Source organism: Bradyrhizobium sp. AC87j1 (assembly GCF_002936975.1).
Lineage (GTDB): Bacteria > Pseudomonadota > Alphaproteobacteria > Rhizobiales > Xanthobacteraceae > Bradyrhizobium > Bradyrhizobium shewense.
The window spans coordinates 20,889-37,546 of record NZ_PTFE01000019.1 but is presented as its reverse complement, the minus strand read 5'-3'; the positions used below and the strand labels follow the sequence as shown (position 1 = coordinate 37,546).

General features: G+C 65.8%; 17 protein-coding genes and 1 pseudogene. 10 read left to right on the top strand and 8 right to left on the bottom strand.

What is annotated here, in order from left to right:
- Positions 1–18 precede the first annotated feature (18 nt).
- The 4 genes and pseudogenes from CV770_RS43285 (at position 19) to CV770_RS12700 (ending at position 3,097) form a co-directional block, all read left to right on the top strand.
- Positions 19–225: a hemin uptake protein HemP gene (locus CV770_RS43285; RefSeq protein ID WP_165637320.1), complete on the top strand. Its 207-nt coding sequence runs from the start codon at positions 19–21 to the stop codon at positions 223–225.
- Between the two features lie 6 nt (positions 226–231).
- Positions 232–1,185 (top strand): heme/hemin ABC transporter substrate-binding protein, encoded by a 954-nt coding sequence (locus CV770_RS12710; protein ID WP_091956481.1) that lies wholly within the window; start codon positions 232–234, stop codon positions 1,183–1,185.
- The gene (locus CV770_RS12705; protein WP_104462580.1) at positions 1,182–2,273 is read left to right on the top strand and encodes a FecCD family ABC transporter permease; all 1,092 of its coding nucleotides are present in this window, start codon (positions 1,182–1,184) and stop codon (positions 2,271–2,273) included. The genes CV770_RS12710 and CV770_RS12705 overlap by 4 nt, the downstream gene beginning before the upstream one ends.
- A pseudogene (locus CV770_RS12700) lies at positions 2,270–3,097 on the top strand (heme ABC transporter ATP-binding protein). The gene CV770_RS12705 and the pseudogene CV770_RS12700 overlap by 4 nt, the downstream one beginning before the upstream one ends.
- Positions 3,098–3,101: 4 nt before the next feature.
- Here the strand turns inward: CV770_RS12700 and CV770_RS12695 are convergent.
- Together CV770_RS12695 and CV770_RS12690 are read right to left on the bottom strand one after the other, a co-directional pair.
- Positions 3,102–4,778, bottom strand: a complete 1,677-nt coding sequence (locus CV770_RS12695; RefSeq protein WP_104462618.1) for a mucoidy inhibitor MuiA family protein — start codon at positions 4,776–4,778, stop codon at positions 3,102–3,104.
- Positions 4,779–4,949: 171 nt separating this feature from the next.
- On the bottom strand, positions 4,950–5,570 hold the full coding sequence (locus tag CV770_RS12690) for a response regulator transcription factor (RefSeq protein ID WP_104462579.1): 621 nt from the start codon (positions 5,568–5,570) through the stop codon (positions 4,950–4,952).
- Between the two features lie 206 nt (positions 5,571–5,776).
- Between CV770_RS12690 and CV770_RS12685 the strand changes: the two genes are divergently transcribed.
- Entirely contained in the window at positions 5,777–6,814 is a 1,038-nt protein-coding gene (locus CV770_RS12685) for an AraC family transcriptional regulator (protein WP_104462578.1), read from the top strand.
- Between the two features lie 2 nt (positions 6,815–6,816).
- Here CV770_RS12685 and CV770_RS12680 read toward each other — a convergent pair whose 3' ends face one another.
- A complete protein-coding gene (locus tag CV770_RS12680) occupies positions 6,817–8,028 on the bottom strand; it encodes an NnrS family protein (protein WP_104462577.1) in 1,212 nt (403 codons plus the stop codon).
- Positions 8,029–8,155: 127 nt separating this feature from the next.
- Between CV770_RS12680 and CV770_RS12675 the strand changes: the two genes are divergently transcribed.
- Positions 8,156–8,866, top strand: a complete 711-nt coding sequence (locus CV770_RS12675; protein WP_104462576.1) for a Crp/Fnr family transcriptional regulator — start codon at positions 8,156–8,158, stop codon at positions 8,864–8,866.
- Between the two features lie 330 nt (positions 8,867–9,196).
- Here CV770_RS12675 and CV770_RS12665 read toward each other — a convergent pair whose 3' ends face one another.
- Both CV770_RS12665 and hemN read right to left on the bottom strand, forming a co-directional pair.
- Positions 9,197–9,394, bottom strand: coding sequence for a DUF1858 domain-containing protein (locus CV770_RS12665; protein WP_028140266.1), 198 nt, complete (start codon positions 9,392–9,394; stop codon positions 9,197–9,199).
- Positions 9,395–9,503: 109 nt separating this feature from the next.
- On the bottom strand, positions 9,504–10,856 hold the full coding sequence (gene hemN / locus CV770_RS12660) for an oxygen-independent coproporphyrinogen III oxidase (RefSeq protein WP_104462575.1): 1,353 nt from the start codon (positions 10,854–10,856) through the stop codon (positions 9,504–9,506).
- Between the two features lie 204 nt (positions 10,857–11,060).
- On the opposite strand from hemN, the gene CV770_RS12655 reads away from it, so the two are divergent.
- The 4 genes from CV770_RS12655 (at position 11,061) to CV770_RS12640 (ending at position 14,299) form a co-directional block, all read left to right on the top strand.
- Positions 11,061–11,246: a hypothetical protein gene (locus CV770_RS12655; RefSeq protein WP_104462574.1), complete on the top strand. Its 186-nt coding sequence runs from the start codon at positions 11,061–11,063 to the stop codon at positions 11,244–11,246.
- A gap of 25 nt (positions 11,247–11,271) precedes the next feature.
- On the top strand, positions 11,272–12,147 hold the full coding sequence (locus tag CV770_RS44035; RefSeq protein WP_104462573.1) for a copper chaperone PCu(A)C: 876 nt from the start codon (positions 11,272–11,274) through the stop codon (positions 12,145–12,147).
- Positions 12,148–12,270: 123 nt separating this feature from the next.
- A complete protein-coding gene (nirK, locus tag CV770_RS12645; protein ID WP_201759824.1) occupies positions 12,271–13,368 on the top strand; it encodes a copper-containing nitrite reductase in 1,098 nt (365 codons plus the stop codon).
- A gap of 52 nt (positions 13,369–13,420) precedes the next feature.
- On the top strand, positions 13,421–14,299 hold the full coding sequence (locus CV770_RS12640; RefSeq protein WP_104462617.1) for an SUMF1/EgtB/PvdO family nonheme iron enzyme: 879 nt from the start codon (positions 13,421–13,423) through the stop codon (positions 14,297–14,299).
- 77 nt (positions 14,300–14,376) lie between these two features.
- Here the strand turns inward: CV770_RS12640 and CV770_RS12635 are convergent, their stop codons facing one another.
- The 3 genes from CV770_RS12635 to CV770_RS12625 are packed head-to-tail and all read right to left on the bottom strand — an operon-like array spanning position 14,377 to position 16,420.
- Positions 14,377–15,021 (bottom strand): GNAT family N-acetyltransferase, encoded by a 645-nt coding sequence (locus CV770_RS12635; protein WP_104462571.1) that lies wholly within the window; start codon positions 15,019–15,021, stop codon positions 14,377–14,379.
- 22 nt (positions 15,022–15,043) lie between these two features.
- Positions 15,044–15,694, bottom strand: coding sequence for a 3-oxoacid CoA-transferase subunit B (locus CV770_RS12630; protein ID WP_011089829.1), 651 nt, complete (start codon positions 15,692–15,694; stop codon positions 15,044–15,046).
- A gap of 18 nt (positions 15,695–15,712) precedes the next feature.
- Positions 15,713–16,420 (bottom strand): CoA transferase subunit A, encoded by a 708-nt coding sequence (locus tag CV770_RS12625; protein ID WP_104462570.1) that lies wholly within the window; start codon positions 16,418–16,420, stop codon positions 15,713–15,715.
- Positions 16,421–16,658: the final 238 nt, after the last annotated feature.

The window sequence follows — 16,658 nt, the reverse complement described above, 5'->3', positions numbered from 1 at the left end:
AAGCGCATCACACCCGACATGTCAGCAACATCAGGAGACAGCAGCGGCAGCGCGGCGGGGTCGGCAGGAAGCCCTTCTGCGACAACGAGAACCCTCACCATGCGTGGGAGCCGGATCGACAGTCGCGAGCTGTTTGCGGCCGAGCGCGAGATCATCATCGCGCATGGCGAGGACAGCTATCGGCTTCGCCTGACCTCGCAGAACAAGCTGATCCTGACGAAGTGACCTGTAATGACATTTTGTCGCACCCTCACAAGCGTCCTGCTCTCCAGCACGATCGCGCTCGCCTCTGTCGCGCACGCCGCCGGGATCACCGTGCATGACGCGCGCAATCGCGACATCGCCGTGACCGACTTCGCGCGCACCGTCTCGATCGGCGGCGCCATCACCGAGATCATCTATGCGCTCGGGCTCGAGAACCGGCTGGTCGGCGTCGACACGACGAGCCTTTATCCAGCGGCGGCGCTGCACGACAAACCCAATGTCGGCTACATGCGCCAGATCTCCGCCGAAGGCGTGTTGGGCCTCAACCCCACCCTGATCCTGGCGATCCAGGGCTCGGGCCCGCACGCGACCATGGAGATCCTGGAAGCGGCGAAAGTGCCGTTGGTGCTGGTGCCCGACACCTTCTCCGAGGACGGCCTGATCGAGAAGATAAAACTGGTCGGCCACGCCATGGGTGTCGACGCGCGCGCCGCGTGCCTGAGCGCCGCGGTCGGCGCCGATCTTGCGCAGCTGCGCACCCTGCGTGCCAAGGTGACCAAGCCGGTGCGCGTGATGTTCGTGATGTCACTGCAGAACGGACGCGCCATGGTCGCGGGCCACAAGACCGCGGCCGACGAGATCATCCAGCTCGCCGGCGCCGCCAACGCCGTCGACGATTTCGACGGTTACAAGATCATCGGTGACGAGGCGATCGCGGCGGCAAGGCCCGACGTGGTGCTGTCGATCGAGCGCGGCAAGGACTCGCTGCAGGCCGACGCGATCTATGCCCATCCCGGCTTCGCCCTGACGCCGGTCGTGGCCAACAAGAGCCTCATCACAATGGACGGGCTCTATCTGCTCGGCTTCGGGCCACGGACGGCCGCGGCGGCGCGCGATCTCTCGGTAAAACTCTATCCGGCATTGGCCGAACCGGGCGATGCATTCACCTCGGCGCTGTCGGCGGCGAATTGCCGGCAATGAGCGTGGCGATCGGCACGGAAGCGCGCAGCACGGAACGACGCCCCAGCGCGCGGCGGCGGTCCGCATCGTTCGCAATCCCTCTCCTGATCGCGGTGCTCGCGGTCGCCGCGATCGTCGCGCTGAGCTTCGGCGCCGCCGGCATCCCCCTCTCCCGCCTGCCTGCTGCACTCGGGCTATCAGGCGAAAGCACGGCGATGACGGCCCGCGACCAGCTCGTGCTGTGGTCGATCCGCGTCCCCCGGATCGCGGCGGCGGCGATGGTCGGCGGCTTGCTCGCCGCGGCCGGCGCGATCATGCAAGGGCTGTTTCGTAACCCGCTCGCCGATCCCGCGCTGGTCGGCGTCTCCAGCGGCGGCGCGCTCGCAGCCGCAAGCGCGATCGTCTTCACCGATTCGCGCTTCGGCGAGACGCTGCGCTTCCTCCAGACCGAGCTCCTGCCGCTCGCGGCATTCGCGGGATCGCTGGCCACGACCGCGATCCTCTACGGCATCTCGAGCCGCTCGGGGCGCACCTCGATCGCGGTCTTCCTGCTCGCCGGCGTCGCCATCACCGCCATCGCCAATGCCGGCATCGGGCTTCTGGTGTTCATCGCCGACGACCGCCAGCTCCGCGATATCACGTTCTGGCTGCTGGGCTCCATGAGCGGGGTGACCTGGACCAAGGCCGCCGTGCTCGCGCCGATCCTCATCATCGGGCTTGCCACCTGCGCCTTCATCGCACGCGGTCTCGATCTCCTGGTGCTCGGCGAGGCCGATGCCTTTCACGGCGGGGTCGATGTCGAGCGTCTCAAGCGGATCTCGATCGTCATGGTCTCCGCCATGACCGGCGTCGCGGTGTCGATCAGCGGCGTCATTGGCTTCGTCGGCATCGTCGTGCCGCATCTGCTCCGTCTCGTCATTGGACCTGCGCATCGGCTGCTGCTGCCGGCCTCGGTGCTGCTCGGCGCAATCCTGATGGTCGGCGCTGACACGCTGGCGCGCACGATCGTCGCGCCGGCGGAGATGCCGATCGGCATCCTGACCGCGGCGGTCGGCGCGCCGGTCTTCCTCTTCATCCTGCTGCGACAGCGCGGGCTGGCCTCGCTATGAGCGCCGTGATCGAGGCGCGCGGCTTGAGCAAGCGCGCCGGCCGCGCGACGCTGCTCGATGGCGTCGGCCTGACGGTTGCGGCCGGCGAGATGGTCGCGATCATCGGCCCGAACGGCGCCGGCAAGTCGACCCTGCTGCGGTTGCTCTCCGGCGATCTCCGCCCGAACGAGGGTGCGGTGCGCCTGAAACAGCGCGATATCAGCAGCTATACGCCGCGCGAGCTCGCCGCACGGCGCGCCATGCTGTCCTAGCATATCAACGTCACCTTCCCCTTCACCGTCGAGGAGATCGTGCTGATGGGCGCGGGTGAGCGCAGCGTGCGTGAAGCAGGCTCGCTCGTGGACGCTGCCCTCGACGAAGTCGGGCTCGCGCATTTCCGCGAACGGCAATTGCCAACGCTATCAGGCGGCGAACAGCAGCGCGCCCATTTCGCCCGCGTGCTGGTGCAGCTCGCCTGCGGCGAAGCCGAGCACGGCCCGGGACTTCTGCTGCTGGACGAGCCGACCTCGAGCCTCGATCTGCGCCACCAGATCGATCTCGTCGAAGCCGCGCGTCGCCGCGCGGCCGGCGGCACGGCCGTGATCGCGATCCTGCACGACCTCAATCTCGCGATCCGCTTCGCCGACCGATTGATCGTGCTGAACGGCGGCAAGCTCGCCGCAGATGGCTCGCGCGCCGATGTCGTCACCCGCGAAACCATCCGCGAGATCTTCGAGATCGACGCCGTCGTGCACCAGGGCGACGACGGCGTGCCTTACGTATTGCCGCAATCGATGCGCGCGGCGCTCCTCACCTCTCCCCAGCGGGGAGAGGTGAGGACCTAGCCGCCTACCCCGCCGGGACGATCACCATGCTCTTGTCCTTCGGCCAGCGGATGCGCCAGGCGAAGTTGATATCCTTGACTTCGCCCGACTTGGCGTCGAACGACCATTCCAGCACGCCGCGGCGGTCACGGATGTTGCTCGCGGTCGGCGGCGTGGTCGCGGGCAGCATTTCGACGACGATGTCCTCGCTCTCGCTGACCGGCAACTGATCCTCGATCGCAACCTTGATCGGGAAATCATGACCGTTGCGGACCGTGGTCTTGAACGTGCGCTCGTCGGTCTTCGACGTCGTGACCAGGAGACCGGCCGAGCCCTCGTTGCGCTTGAGCACGGCCCGCTCGATTCTCACCTTGTCGTCGGCGCCGAAGCCGAGCCGCACGATGTCGTCCTTGGCGGAAGCGGAGAGCTTGCCGCGACCGACAAAGACGCCGTCGCGGTAGATCGCGACCTTGCCCGGCAGCAGCGTCGTATCGTCGGTCTGCTTGAAGCTGGCTTCGAGGAAGGCGGTCGGGTCCAGCACCGGCGCGGCGCGGACCGCGAGGTCGGCGGGCACGGTCATCGCCGCAATGCGCAGGCTCTTGGCGCCCTCGGCGGCGCCGAGGCTGACCCGGCCGGGAATTCTGAACGTCGCCTGGAAATCCCCGATCTCGGCAATTGCCTGCTGCTCGTCGGCACGTTCGCGCGGCTCGGCCGCTTCCGCAATCTTGGCCATCGCCGGCGATTGCATCTGTCGCAGAACCGGCGCGGGCCGCGCCAGATCGGAGACCGAGCCTGCTGCCAGCGGCTTCGGCACCTGGGGATATTGCGCGACCAGCGAATGCAGCTCCGGCGCGCTGCCGCCGCGGCTGATGCGGGTCGTGGAGACGCCGAGCGTCACGTTGGACCAATCCTCGCCGGTCGATTGCGTGATCTCGGCGCGGCGGACCAGCTCGAGCTGCGGCTTGCGATCCTTGGCGCCGGTGTCGAGCCGAGCGTCATAGAGCGGCATCCAGCGCGCATTGCGCACGGCGTAAGTCACGCGCAGCGTCGCCTTCGTCGCAGCAGTCGCGGCAACGTCCATGCGAACCTCGAGCTTGCTCGGCGGCTTGGCCTTGCGCTCGACCTCGAGTTGGGCGATCTGCCGGTCGATCTCCCGCGTCTTGCGCGTGGCGTCGCGGACGACGGTGTCGGCGCTCGCAATTTCCTCGCCGACCGCAGCAAAGGCCGCGCGCCATTCGGCGATCGGCCGTGCCTCGCCCTTGTCGCCGATCCCCGCGGGAGAGGTTTCCGCAAAGTGCTCCGCAAACTTGCGCCGCGCATTCGCCGAGTCGATCGCGCCCTGCAAATCGGCGCGCTGATCGTTCAGGGCCTCGATGCGCTTTTCCAGCTCGGGCAGATTGACCGGCGCGGCGCGAGGCGACCGCGCATCGATCGTGCCTATGGTGAGCTTTGCGCCGCCCTCACCCTCGACCCGGATCGAGGAGGCATCGAGACCAAGCGGGAAGTCCCTGGCAACAAGCGTCGAATCCCCGGACGGCAAATCAACCGTGATGACGCGGGTGACGGTGGCGCCATCGGGGTAAACCGTGACCGTATCGATCGCCGAGCTGGCGTCCAGATCGGCGGCCCATGACGGCGACGCCGCCGCCATGGTGACCAGAACCAGGCTTGTCGTTGCCAAATATTTTGCGGTGATGCGCATGAAGTCCCTCCTGCCGTATCGCCGCGCCGCCAGCCGGACGCGCGCGATCAAATGCCTCGCCAACATGGTTGGACGCGGCAGGGAAGGAACTGGTTCGATTGGGGTTTCCGTGGGGCGCCGCGGCGGCAGCACCAAGGCTGAGGAACGTATCGCAGCCCCCCGCGGCAGGCCTCAGGCCTGGGTCGACGCCCCCTGGCCGAAGATGCGGCGGAGCAGATCGGTCACGTTCTTGGCGCCCGCCTTCTTCAGGACGCCGGCGCGATAGCCCTCGACGGTCCGCGCGCTCAGATGCATGCGCCGGGCGATCTCCTTGTTGGTCAGGCCGGCAGCGAGGTGCTCGAGCACGTCGCCCTCACGCTCGGTCAAGGGCTCGCAGCCGGGCAACCAGCGCTGCCGGCCCGTGCCGGGCTGCGCGAATTCGTCGATGGCGGCATCGATCCGGCCGATGACGTCGTGGGTGCGGAACGGCTTTTCGATGAAGTCGGCCGCGCCGCTCTTGATGGCGTCGACCGCCATGGCGATGCTGCCATTCGCCGAGGTCACCAGCACCGGCGCCATGCAATTTTCCTCGCGCAGGCGCCTGAGCATGTCGAGGCCGGAGCGATCCGGCGGCAGCTCCATCAGCACACAGGCCGGCATCCGCGCCTTTGCTTCGGACAGGAGTGAGGCACCGTCAGCGAAGCAGATCACGTCATAGGCGCTCTGTTGGAGCGCAGTCGAAAGTTGTTCGCGGGAGGCAGCGTCGGTGTCGATGACGAATACCTCGCCCTTGGAAAGCATGTTCCCCGGCATAATCCCGATCCAGCAATGTCTTGGTCAAATGGTCCGAGACGGAAAGCGGGCCGCATCGCCCTGCCGCGCCGTCGTGAGCACGGCATTCACGCCAGTGCTTCGGTTTCTCCCTATGTATGTTCCGGTCGGTTCCTGGATTTGACGGATCGAGACAGAAACTTTACATTTCGGGACATCTGCGGGAATGGCTGGCAGGAACGGTTCGCATGACCGACCTCGTTCGCAGCGCAGGCTTGAGCTATTTTCCGGAGATCGCCCGGTCGGTCGGGCTCGATCCCAAACAGATGATGCGCAAGGCCAGGCTGCCGCTGGCCTGCCTCGACAAGCCCGATACGCCCATTGCCGTCGCAGGCCTGCGCCGTCTGCTCGAATTGTCGGCGGAGGCCTCCGGCGCCGAAGATTTCGGCTTGCGTCTCGCCGAGCGTGGCGGCCTGACCAATTTCGGTGCGGTCGGCCTGATCGTGCGCGAACAGGCGACTGTCGGCGAGGCGATCGACGCATTTTCGCGCTTCATCCACATCCATCATGACGGCATGCGGCTGGATGTTGCGCGCGACGGGCAGATCGTGACGGTCACGCTGCACCTGCGCGGCCGGCGGCCGAGCGCGCCGCGCCAGGCGATCGACATGGCGCTCGGCAGCATTCACCGCATCATCCAATCGCTGCGCGGCCATGACTGGCGGCCGCAGGAGGTCCAGCTGCATTACCCGCCGCCGCGCGACCGCAAGCGCTACCGCGAATTTTACGGCTGCCGCGTGACCTTCAACGCCGAGCACGATGCGATCCTGCTCTCGGCGCGCGACATGGAGCGCCGGATCCCGAGCGCGCATCCGCTGATCGCGAGCTATCTGCGCAAGCGGATCGAGGCGATCGAAACCCGGCCCGCAAGCTGGGAGGGGAAGGTCGACGAGGTCGTACGCATCCTGCTCGCCGGCGGCGACTGCACGGTCGAGCGCGTGGCCGAGCATCTTGCCTGCACCCGCCGCACCATCCACCGCCACCTCGCTGCATCAGGCACCAGCTTCTCGGCCATCCTGGATGCGCAACGTGCCGATCTCGTGATCCAGCTGATCGAGGACCCCGGCCGGCCGTTGGCTGACATCGCGGTGCAGCTCGGCTTCTCCGCGCAGAGCGCCATGGCGCGCTGGTTCCGCGGCCGGTTCGGCTGCACCATCACCGACTGGCGCAAGGGCGCGCGGCCTCTGACACCGCCGCCCGATGCGCCCTCGGCAACCGCCGCTTGAGTTCAGCGCGCCGGAGCAGGCACGCCCATTATGGCGAGGGCACGCCGCCGGCTGCCGGCGAGCAGCGGGCCGAACGCGACGGCAAATCCGAAGAACGCGACGAGCCAGCCGCAGGCGGCGATGTGCAACAACAGATCGCTGTGCGCGGGCAACACCACGGCGGCGACCCGTGCCAGGGCTGCGATGATGATTGCAGCGTAGATTGCCTGGGTCGCCGGCGAAGCGGTCAACGCCTGTCCGGTATGGCCGAGGCTCGCGCGGGTCATCACCGCCAGCGTCATGGTTCCCGCCGCGCCCGCCATCCAGGCGTGGATGCCTGCGCTTGGCGGCAGCGCTCCGAAAACCGCGACGGCGTGCAGGATGAAGCCGAGCGGCACGAAGACGTAGCCAATATGCAGGATCACCAGCAGTCGCTCGCGAAAAGTGCGATCGCCGGCCCAGCGCGCAAGCCGCACCAGATGCAGCCCGCCGACCAGCGCCATCAGGACAGCTGTGACGACATTCAGCGGCGCCACGATCCAGAAGATGAGCGCGAGCGCGCTGCATCTGATCACTGCGCCGTCGAAGCGTCCGAACGGCACCGGCAGGCGACCGGGATTGAACTTGACCAGCCAGTTGCGAGTGAAGCTCGGAATGATGCGGCCTCCGATCAGCGAGATCAGCAGCATGACCACCCCGATGCCGACGCGGATGCTGAAATCAGCCGCGCCCTGGTAGTGCGCCTCCAGATGAAAAGCGACGTTGCCGGCGAGCAGAATGGACACCAGCGCCACCACGGGCAGGTTGCGCCAGTTGCCGCCTGCGATGATCTCGCGCGCCGCGGCGGCGACGACCAGCGCCAGGAAGGCGCCATCGACGAGAAGCGCAAACGCCCAGCCGGTATCGGCCGACAACGTCACCGCGACACGCCCGGCAAGCCAGACCATCACCAACGCGCCCAGCGAGGTGCCCTGGATCGGCAGCCGCCCGGTCCAGTTCGGGATGGCCGTGAACAGGAACCCGGTGATCACCGCCGGCAGGAAGCCGTAGAGCATCTCGTGGACGTGCCAGTCGCGCGGCACGAATGCGGAACTCACCGACAATTCGCCGTAGAACATCGGCAGCCAGGCCAGGATCGATAGCCCCGCCTGGATCGCGGCGAGCAGGAAAAAGGGCCGAAAACTGTTCGCAAACAGCGGCCAGCCCTCAAAGTTGCGGGATCGGGCGCCAGCCATGGGTCAACTCCAATAAATTCAGTCGTTGTCTGGAAAAATACTGCCACTCAGCCGTCCCGTTTTGCGCTATCGCAAACTATCGAACGATTGCAGGTGCCATCACACTCCCTGATGCCAAGGAGGCAGAATGGCCAAGGTCGACACATCGCTGGTTGCGCATTTGCCGCTGTTCGCCGGGGTCACGCCGGAAGCTCTGGATGAAATCCTGCGTGAGGCCCGTTCGGCGCACTATCCCAAGAACACCGCCATTTTCGAGCAGGGGGCGGATGCGCAGTCCTTCTTCCTGCTGCTGCACGGCCATGTCCGCGCGGCCAAGACCACGCCGACCGGCGAGCAGATCGTGGTGCGCTACGTCGCGCCCGGCGAAACGTTCGGGCTCGCCATGGCGATCGGAGCCGTGCAATATCCAGCGACCGCGATCGCTGTCGATGACAGCGTGGTGCTGATCTGGCCAACCTCGGCCTGGCCGCGGCTGGTCGAGCGATTTCCCTCGCTGGCCGCCAACACGCTCCAGACCGTCGGCGCGCGTCTCCAGGAGAGCCACACCCGCATCCTGGAAATGTCGACCCAGCAGGTCGAGCAGCGCGTCGCCCATGCGCTGCTGCGCCTTGCCAAGCAGTCCGGCAAGAAGCTGGACCACGGCATCGAGATCGACTTCCCGATCAGCCGCCAGGACATCGCCCAGATGACCGGCACCACGCTGCACACCGTCAGCCGCATCCTGAGCGGCTGGGAGAGCCAAGGCCTCGTCGAGAGCGGCCGTCAGCGCATCATCCTGCGCGATCCGCACAGGATCGTCGTATTGGCGGAGCGGAGCGCCGACAGCGGCGCCGCGTGACGTAGCTTTTGTTCTCCCTCTCCCCGTTCTTACGGGGAGAGGGTTGGGGTGAGCGGCCTCTCTCTCTCTCTCTCTCTCTCTCTCTCTCTCTCTCTCTCTCTCTCTCTCTCTCTCTCCACACGCTAGATCACGGTGAGACCTGTACCCCCTCACCCGGATCGCACCGGACGATGCTTCGCATCGCCGAGGCGATCCGACCTCTCCCCGCAAGCGGGGAGAGGTGAACACCACCTCGACCTCGGGAATTAGGGGTGAGGGGCGCTTCCGCTTACGGCGAAAGCCGTCCCTCACCCGGGAATCCGCGCGCGCCCGCGCGAATTCGAGACTGCTTCACGCCGGCACGCAATCGCACAACGCGGCGAGGAATTTTTCGCGGTCGATGCCATGCTCGCGGCAGGCATCATCCACCGTGTGGAAGGTTGCGATCGGGCAACCGACACAAGCCATCCTGAAGGCCAGAAACACGCGGATCGTGTGCGGCGCCGTACGCATGATGTCATCGACCAGATCGTCGGATCCAAAAGACATGGACAACTCCGTTCCAATACGACGATAGCAGAATGGACCGGAGACTCCTTGTCGAAGCGCAAGCTGGCGGCGGCTTCTCCCTCGCCCGGCGAGGAGCGAGGAAGAGGAACTACACAGCCCGGCTGTGCAGCTGCTTCGCCGGATTGAGATGCGCGTCGAACGCGGCCGCGACGCTGCGGACCAGGAAGCGGGAATCCTTTGCGACTGCGAGGCGGTTGCCGTCCAACCTCACGATGCCGTCGGAGATCAGCGGCTTCAGACGCGCCGCCGAATTCAGCATCGCACCCGCCTCCGCGCCATGGCGCGCGCAGATGTCGCCGAGATCGGCGCTGAACTCGCACATGATGCGTTCGATGATGTCGGCGCGCAGCCGGTCGTCGTCGGTGAGCCCATAGCCCTTGGCGGTGGCAAGACGGCCGGCGGCGATGCTTTGCGCATAGCCGCCGATCTGCACTTCGTTCTGGACGTAACCCTGCGGCAAATGCCCAATCGCGCTTGCGCCGAAACCGAGCAGGACTTCGCTCTTGTCAGTGGTGTAGCCCTGAAAATTGCGCCGCAGCGTCCGTTCCTCGAAGGCCACTGCCATGGAATCGCCGGGACGCGCGAAATGATCGAGCCCGATCTGCACGTAACCGGCCTCCTTCAATGCATTCGCGATCGCGCAAGCCTGGTCGTGGCGCGCGAGTCCGTCCGGCAACACGGCCTCGTTGATCATCTGCTGGTGCTTCTTGAAGCTGGGCACATGAGCGTAGCCGAACACGGAGAAGCGGTCGGGCGCGAGCGTGAGGCTGCGCCGGACGGTGTCCAGACATGACGCGACGGTCTGGTGCGGCAGCCCGTAGATCAGGTCGAAATTGAGTCCCTCGATGCCGGCGCGCCGGAGCATGTCGACCACGGAAGCCGTCTGCTCGAAGCTCTGCACGCGGTTGATCGCCCGCTGCACCACCGGATCGAAGCTCTGCACGCCAAGGCTCGCGCGGTTGACGCCGGAGAGCCGCATGGCATCGACCATGTCGGCGGTCAATGTGCGGGGATCGATCTCGACCGCGATCTCGGCCGAGGGCAGCACGAAGAACTTCTGGCGCATTGTCGCCATCAACTCGGCGAAAGCTTCCGGCTGCATGATTGTCGGCGTGCCGCCGCCGAAATGGATGTGCTCCACCTTGATGCGGCGCCCGATGGTTTCGGCGACCTGCTCGATCTCGTTGCGCAGCGTCCGCTGATAGCCGGCGATGAGCTCGTCGCGACGGACGATCTGGGTATGGCAGCCGCAATACCAGCACATCTCGCGGCAGAACGGCACATGGAGATAGAGTGACGCGCTGGCGCCCGCCGGCAGATCCGCCAGCCAACTGGCGTAGGCGTCCGGTCCGACCGCCGTCGAAAAATGCGGTGCGGTCGGATAGCTCGTGTAGCGTGGCAATCGTTCTTCGCCGTAGCTCGCCGCAAGATCAGCTCTCATGTCTTACCCATTCGTAAATTTCCGCCGTGCGCAGACATCACGGCAAATCACGGAATGCACTCCAATAACCCGGATCCGCGGAGGCGACCTTGCGCTCGCGCAAAGTCGGCCGGGGGTGCAGCAGACATTGCGCTCGCGCAAAGCGCAGCGGCCGGTTCGGGGCCATGATCATGGCAATTCGCACGCCATCCGGAGCGTTTGCCCATGAGGCTTCTCGCACTCGAACTGATTCTTTCCTTGCTCGACGTCCGCGGCCATATCCCGCGTTTCGACGACTTTCGGCCGGCCCCGGCCGGCACCGCGCGCGCTCTGGCCGCGGCCATTGCTGTCTTCGCCGTGCTGTCGCTGGCGATCTGGGCAACGGTCTGGCTTGCCACACGTCTATTTTAGTCACGTCTTCGCGAAGGCCTCGACCATGATCTCATCCAAGCGCGCATTCGCCGGCACGATCATCCTGACATGTCTTGTCGGAGCGCCGGCCTTCGCGGCCGACACGACCAGCGGCGATCTGGTCATTACCAGGGCTTGGAGCCGGGCGACGCCCGGCGGAGCCAGGGTCGCCGGCGGCTATCTGACGATCGAGAACAGGGGCCGCGCGCCGGAGCGGCTGCAGGCCGCATCGGCCGCCCATGCGCTTCGAACCGAGATCCACGAGATGACCGTCAACGACGGTGTCATGACCATGCGTCCGCTCGACAAGGGCCTTGTCATCGCACCCGGACAAATCGTGACGCTTGGACCCGGCGGCGGACACCTGATGTTCATCGGTCTCGATGTGCCGCTCCATGCCGGCGACCAGATGCCCGTGACGCTGTCGTTCCAGCATGCCGGCGCAGTGAAAGTGACGCTGGACGTGCAGGCCATCGGCGCACAGGCTCCCGAAAGCACGAAGACAACGGCGGCCGCAGAGCCTGCACATCGCGTGGAGCAGGCTGCGGCGGTCCCACCCGCGTCGACGACCGAAGCTGACGAGAGCTTCTTCACGCATCTCCATGCTGAAAAGGCCATGGCCAACGTCACGGTCTCGCCCGGGCGCGCCGGTCCGGTTGAAATCGCAATCCAGCTTGAAGATGCGAATGAGTTGCCGCTGAGCGCCGACGCGGTTGCTGTCACGCTCGGCAACCCCGAGCACGGCGTCGCGCCGATCACCGCGAACGCCGAACGCGTCGGCAACGATCAGTGGCGAGTCAGAATGTCGGCACCGCTGTCAGGCCGCTGGTCGCTCGGCCTCGACATCCGCATCACGCCCTCGGATGCAGTCAACGTCGTGTCACCGATCCTGCTCCGTTGAGACACCTAAGGACTGTTGCGGAGCCGAATCCGGCAAAACCTTGTCGCAGCGCAAACACTCTTGCCACGATCGGCGCACACTGCATCCGTCATCAAAAACCTTTCCAGATGAAGGATGCTTCCGATGTTCACCCGCAGAGCCGCATTGATCAGCGCCGCCGCGACCGCGCTGATGCTGGCGACCCCCGCCTTCGCGGCCGATGATCTCAAGCTGCCGCGCCAGAAGGTAGAGCTGGTCGCTCCGCCCTTCGTGCATGCGCACGAGCAGGCGACCAAGCAAGGCCCCAAGATCATCGAATTCAAGCTCACGATCGAGGAGAAGAAGGTCGTCATCGACGAGAAGGGCACCACCTTCCAGGCGATGACCTTCAACGGCTCGATGCCGGGCCCGCTGATGGTCGTGCACGAGGGCGACTACGTCGAAACGACGCTGGTCAATCCCGCGACCAACACCATGCCGCACAACATCGACTTCCATTCCGCGACCGGCGCGCTCGGCGGCGGCGCGCTCACCCTGGTCAATCCCGGCGAGCAGGTCGTGCTGCGCTGGAAGGCAACCAAAACCGGCGTGTTCGTCTACCATTGCGCTCCGGGCGGCCCGATGATCCCCTGGCACGTCGTCTCGGGCATGAACGGCGCCGTGATGGTGCTGCCGCGTGACGGCCTCAACGACGGCAAAGGCCGCGCGCTGAAATACGACAAGGTCTACTACATCGGCGAGCAGGACATGTACGTGCCGCGCGACGAGAAAGGCAACTTCAAGTCCTACGAGTCGCCTGGCGAGGCCTTCACCGAGACCGAAGAGGTGATGAAGAAGCTGATCCCGACCCATGTCGTGTTCAACGGCAAGGCCGGTGCGCTGACCGGCAAGAACGCGCTGACGGCCAATGTCGGCGAGAACGTGCTGATCGTGCATTCGCAAGCCAACCGCGACAGCCGTCCGCACCTGATCGGCGGCCATGGCGACTATGTCTGGGAGACTGGCAAGTTCGGCAATGCCCCCGAAGTCGGGCTCGAGACCTGGTTCATCCGCGGCGGCTCGGCGGGAGCTGCACTGTACAAGTTCCAGCAGCCCGGCATCTACGCCTACGTCACGCACAATCTGATCGAGGCCGCCGACCTCGGCGCCACCGCGCACTTCAAGGTCGAAGGCAAGTGGAACGACGATCTGATGATGCAGGTGAAGGCCCCTGCCGAAATACCGGCAGCCAACACCAACTAAACGCGACAAGGGGCCGGTCATCACCGGCCCCTTCTTTCTTCGAGGAATGACCATGCTGATCGCATTCAAACTCAAACTGGCACTCGCCTGCGCCGCCGGACTCGCCGGGCCGATCGCGATGGCGCCGCTGGTCTCGGACATGACCGTCCACGGCACGGCGTCGGAGCCTGCGATCGTCAGGGTCGCAGCGGGCAGCCTGTCCTATCGCGAGGCCGGCGATTTCACGCGCGGCGGACAGCAGGCGGAAGCGCCACTGCGCGCGATGCGCGTCGACCGACCGCTCCACATCATGCGAAATCAGGTCTCCTCATCCGACTATCAGCTCTGCGTGCGGGATGGCGCCTGCCGCGCGCTCGATCGCGACGTCGCGGTCGCCGCCGATCGCCCCGCGGTGCAGGTGAGCTGGCACGATGCCGAGGCTTATGCAGGCTGGCTGTCGCGCAAGACAGGCCACCATTACCGCCTGCCGAGCGATGCAGAATGGGCCTTTGCAGCCGGCTCCAGATTCAAGGACGATGGCGTCGCTGTCGATGCCGACGATCCTTCAAAACGCTGGATCAGCCGCTACGAGCGCGAATCCGAACGCGACCTCTCCGACACCACGGCCTATCCGTTCGGCAAGTTCGGCCCGAACGAGCACGGCGTCGAAGACCTCGCCGGCAACGTCTGGGAATGGACCTCGACCTGCTTCGTGCGCTCGCGTGTCGACGCCGCCGGCAATGCCGGCCGCCCCACCGTGAACTGCGGCGTGCGTGTCGTCGAGGGCGCCCACCGCGCCTATGTCACCGACTTCATCCGCGACGCCCGCGCCGGCGGCTGCGCCCAGGGCGTGCCGCCCGCCAATCTCGGCTTCCGCCTGGTGCGCGAGGAGACCTCCTGGGTCGCGAGCGTGTCGGCGCGGTGGAGCAAGGTGTGGGCGGTGAGGTCGTAGCCAAGATTATCGCCGCGTAGCCCGGGTGAGCGAAGCGACACCCGGGAAGGTCCCGCATATCGCTTCGCACATGCGGGCTACGGACACGTCAAATCGCGCGCGAACATGCGAAAGCCCGGTGCTCCGATGATCGTCTCGAACGCGGGATCGCGTTTCTCCTCCGCAAAGACAAATCCGGCCTTGGCGTAGGCGCGCTCGGCGGGCTCGTTGCCGATCAGGAACGATATCGTCGTCCGGGCAAACCCGGCTGCCCGCCCCTTGTCCAGCGCGTGCGCGATCAGCACCTGCATCAGGCCGCGACCACGATGGGCAGGATCGGTCGCGACATGCTCGATCATCCAGTCGCCCTCGCCGCCCTGGACCCAGCAAGCCCGCGAATAGGCGCCGCGCCGGCGGATGGCGTCCAGCTCTGACGCCGTGAGCCCAGTTGAGAGACCGACCTCTTCGAGCGCGCGCCAGGCCGCAGGTCCGGTGCCGGCCGCAGGCACAGCGCAAAGTGCAGCAGCAGGCTTGCCATCGATCTCGGCGACCAGGAACTGCGACGCGTGCCACATCGACACCGCGCGTGCGACGGCGACGCGCGCGATGAAATCGAGGCACTCCGCTTCCGGCCAGCCGAGCGCCACGTCGAACCAGCCGCGCGGCCGATAGCCGCGCATCGAGTACAGGATGGTTCTTGCGATGAAAGCAGCGTCCTCGGGACGCGCTGACCTTATCGTCATACGCGCCCCATTCTCGAAGACCTTACGTGTTCTTCAGCGCCACGCGAAACTCGGCTTCGGTCTTCGCCTTGACCTCGTCGAGCGAGACGCCGTCGGCGAGCTCGATCAGGGCCATGCCGCCGTCGCCGTGCTTGTCGATGGTGAAGACCGCCAGATCCGTGACGACCATGTCGACCACGCGCTCGCCGGTCAGCGGCAGATTGCACTTCTTCAGGAGCTTGGAGCCGTCCTTGGCCGAATGCTCCATCACCACGACGACGCGCTTGACGCCGGCGACGAGGTCCATCGCGCCGCCCATGCCCTTGACCATCTTGCCAGGGATCATCCAATTGGCGAGATCGCCGTTCTGGGCCACCTGCATGGCGCCGAGGATCGACAGGTCCATGTGGCCGCCGCGGATCATCCCGAAGGAATCCGCGCTCGAGAAATACGAGGTCGAGGGCAGCTCGCTCACTGTCTGCTTGCCGGCGTTGATCAGGTCCGCGTCCACCTCGTCTTCATAGGGGAACGGGCCCATGCCGAGCATGCCGTTCTCGCTCTGCAGGCTGACATCGACCCCGTCGGGGATGAAGTTCGAAACCAGCGTCGGGATGCCGATGCCGAGATTGACGTAGTAGCCGTCACGCAGTTCCTTTGCGGCGCGCGCGGCCATCTGTTCACGGGTCCAGGCCATGTGTGTCTCCTGATACGCTTAAGCGGCGGTACGCGGGCGGGTGTTGCGGAATTCGATGCGCTTCTTGGCCGTGCCGACCTCGACGATGCGCTTCACGAAGATGCCGGGCGTGTGGATGTGGTCGGGATTGAGTTCACCCGCCGGAACCAGATGCTCGACCTCGGCGACGGTGATCTTGGCGGCGGTCGCCATCATCGGGTTAAAATTGCGCGCGGTCTTGCGGTAGATGAGGTTGCCGGCGGTGTCGCCCTTCCAAGCATGCACGATGGCGAGGTCGGCGAACAGGCCGCGTTCCATCAGATACTTCTCGCCGTCGAACTCCTTCACTTCCTTGCCTTCGGCGATCAGCGTGCCGACGCCGGTCTTGGTGTAGAAGGCCGGGATGCCGGCGCCGCCGGCGCGGATGCGCTCGGCAAGCGTGCCCTGCGGATTGAATTCGAGTTCCAGCTCGCCGGCGAGGAATTGCTGGGCGAACAGCTTGTTCTCGCCGACATAGGACGAGATCATCTTCTTGATCTGCCGGGTTTCCAAAAGGCGGCTGAGCCCGATGCCGTCGACGCCGGCATTGTTGGAGACCACCGTCAGGCCCTTGACGCCGGACTCGCGGATCGCGTCCGAGAGCTCCTCGGCGATGCCGCAGAGGCCGAAGCCTCCCGACATGATCATCATGTTGTCATTCAAAATGCCTGACAGAGCCGACTTGGCGTCGGGATAGACCTTGTTCATGCAAATAACCTTCGACTGAACCTTCGGCTTGGAGGCGGCGCGCCCTATTGGCGGCGATTATTAGGCGAAATCCTCCAAAGCCGTCAATGATACGGGGTTCTCCGCACCGCGCCCGGGTGATAGAAGCTGCCCACACCGTGGGCAGAACCGTCCCCGGCCTTGAAAGCGACAAGAAAACCCATCAAGTTGCGGGGGTTGGGCGTGGGCACGCAGGTTTTCCGACCCGCCCTCCTGGCTC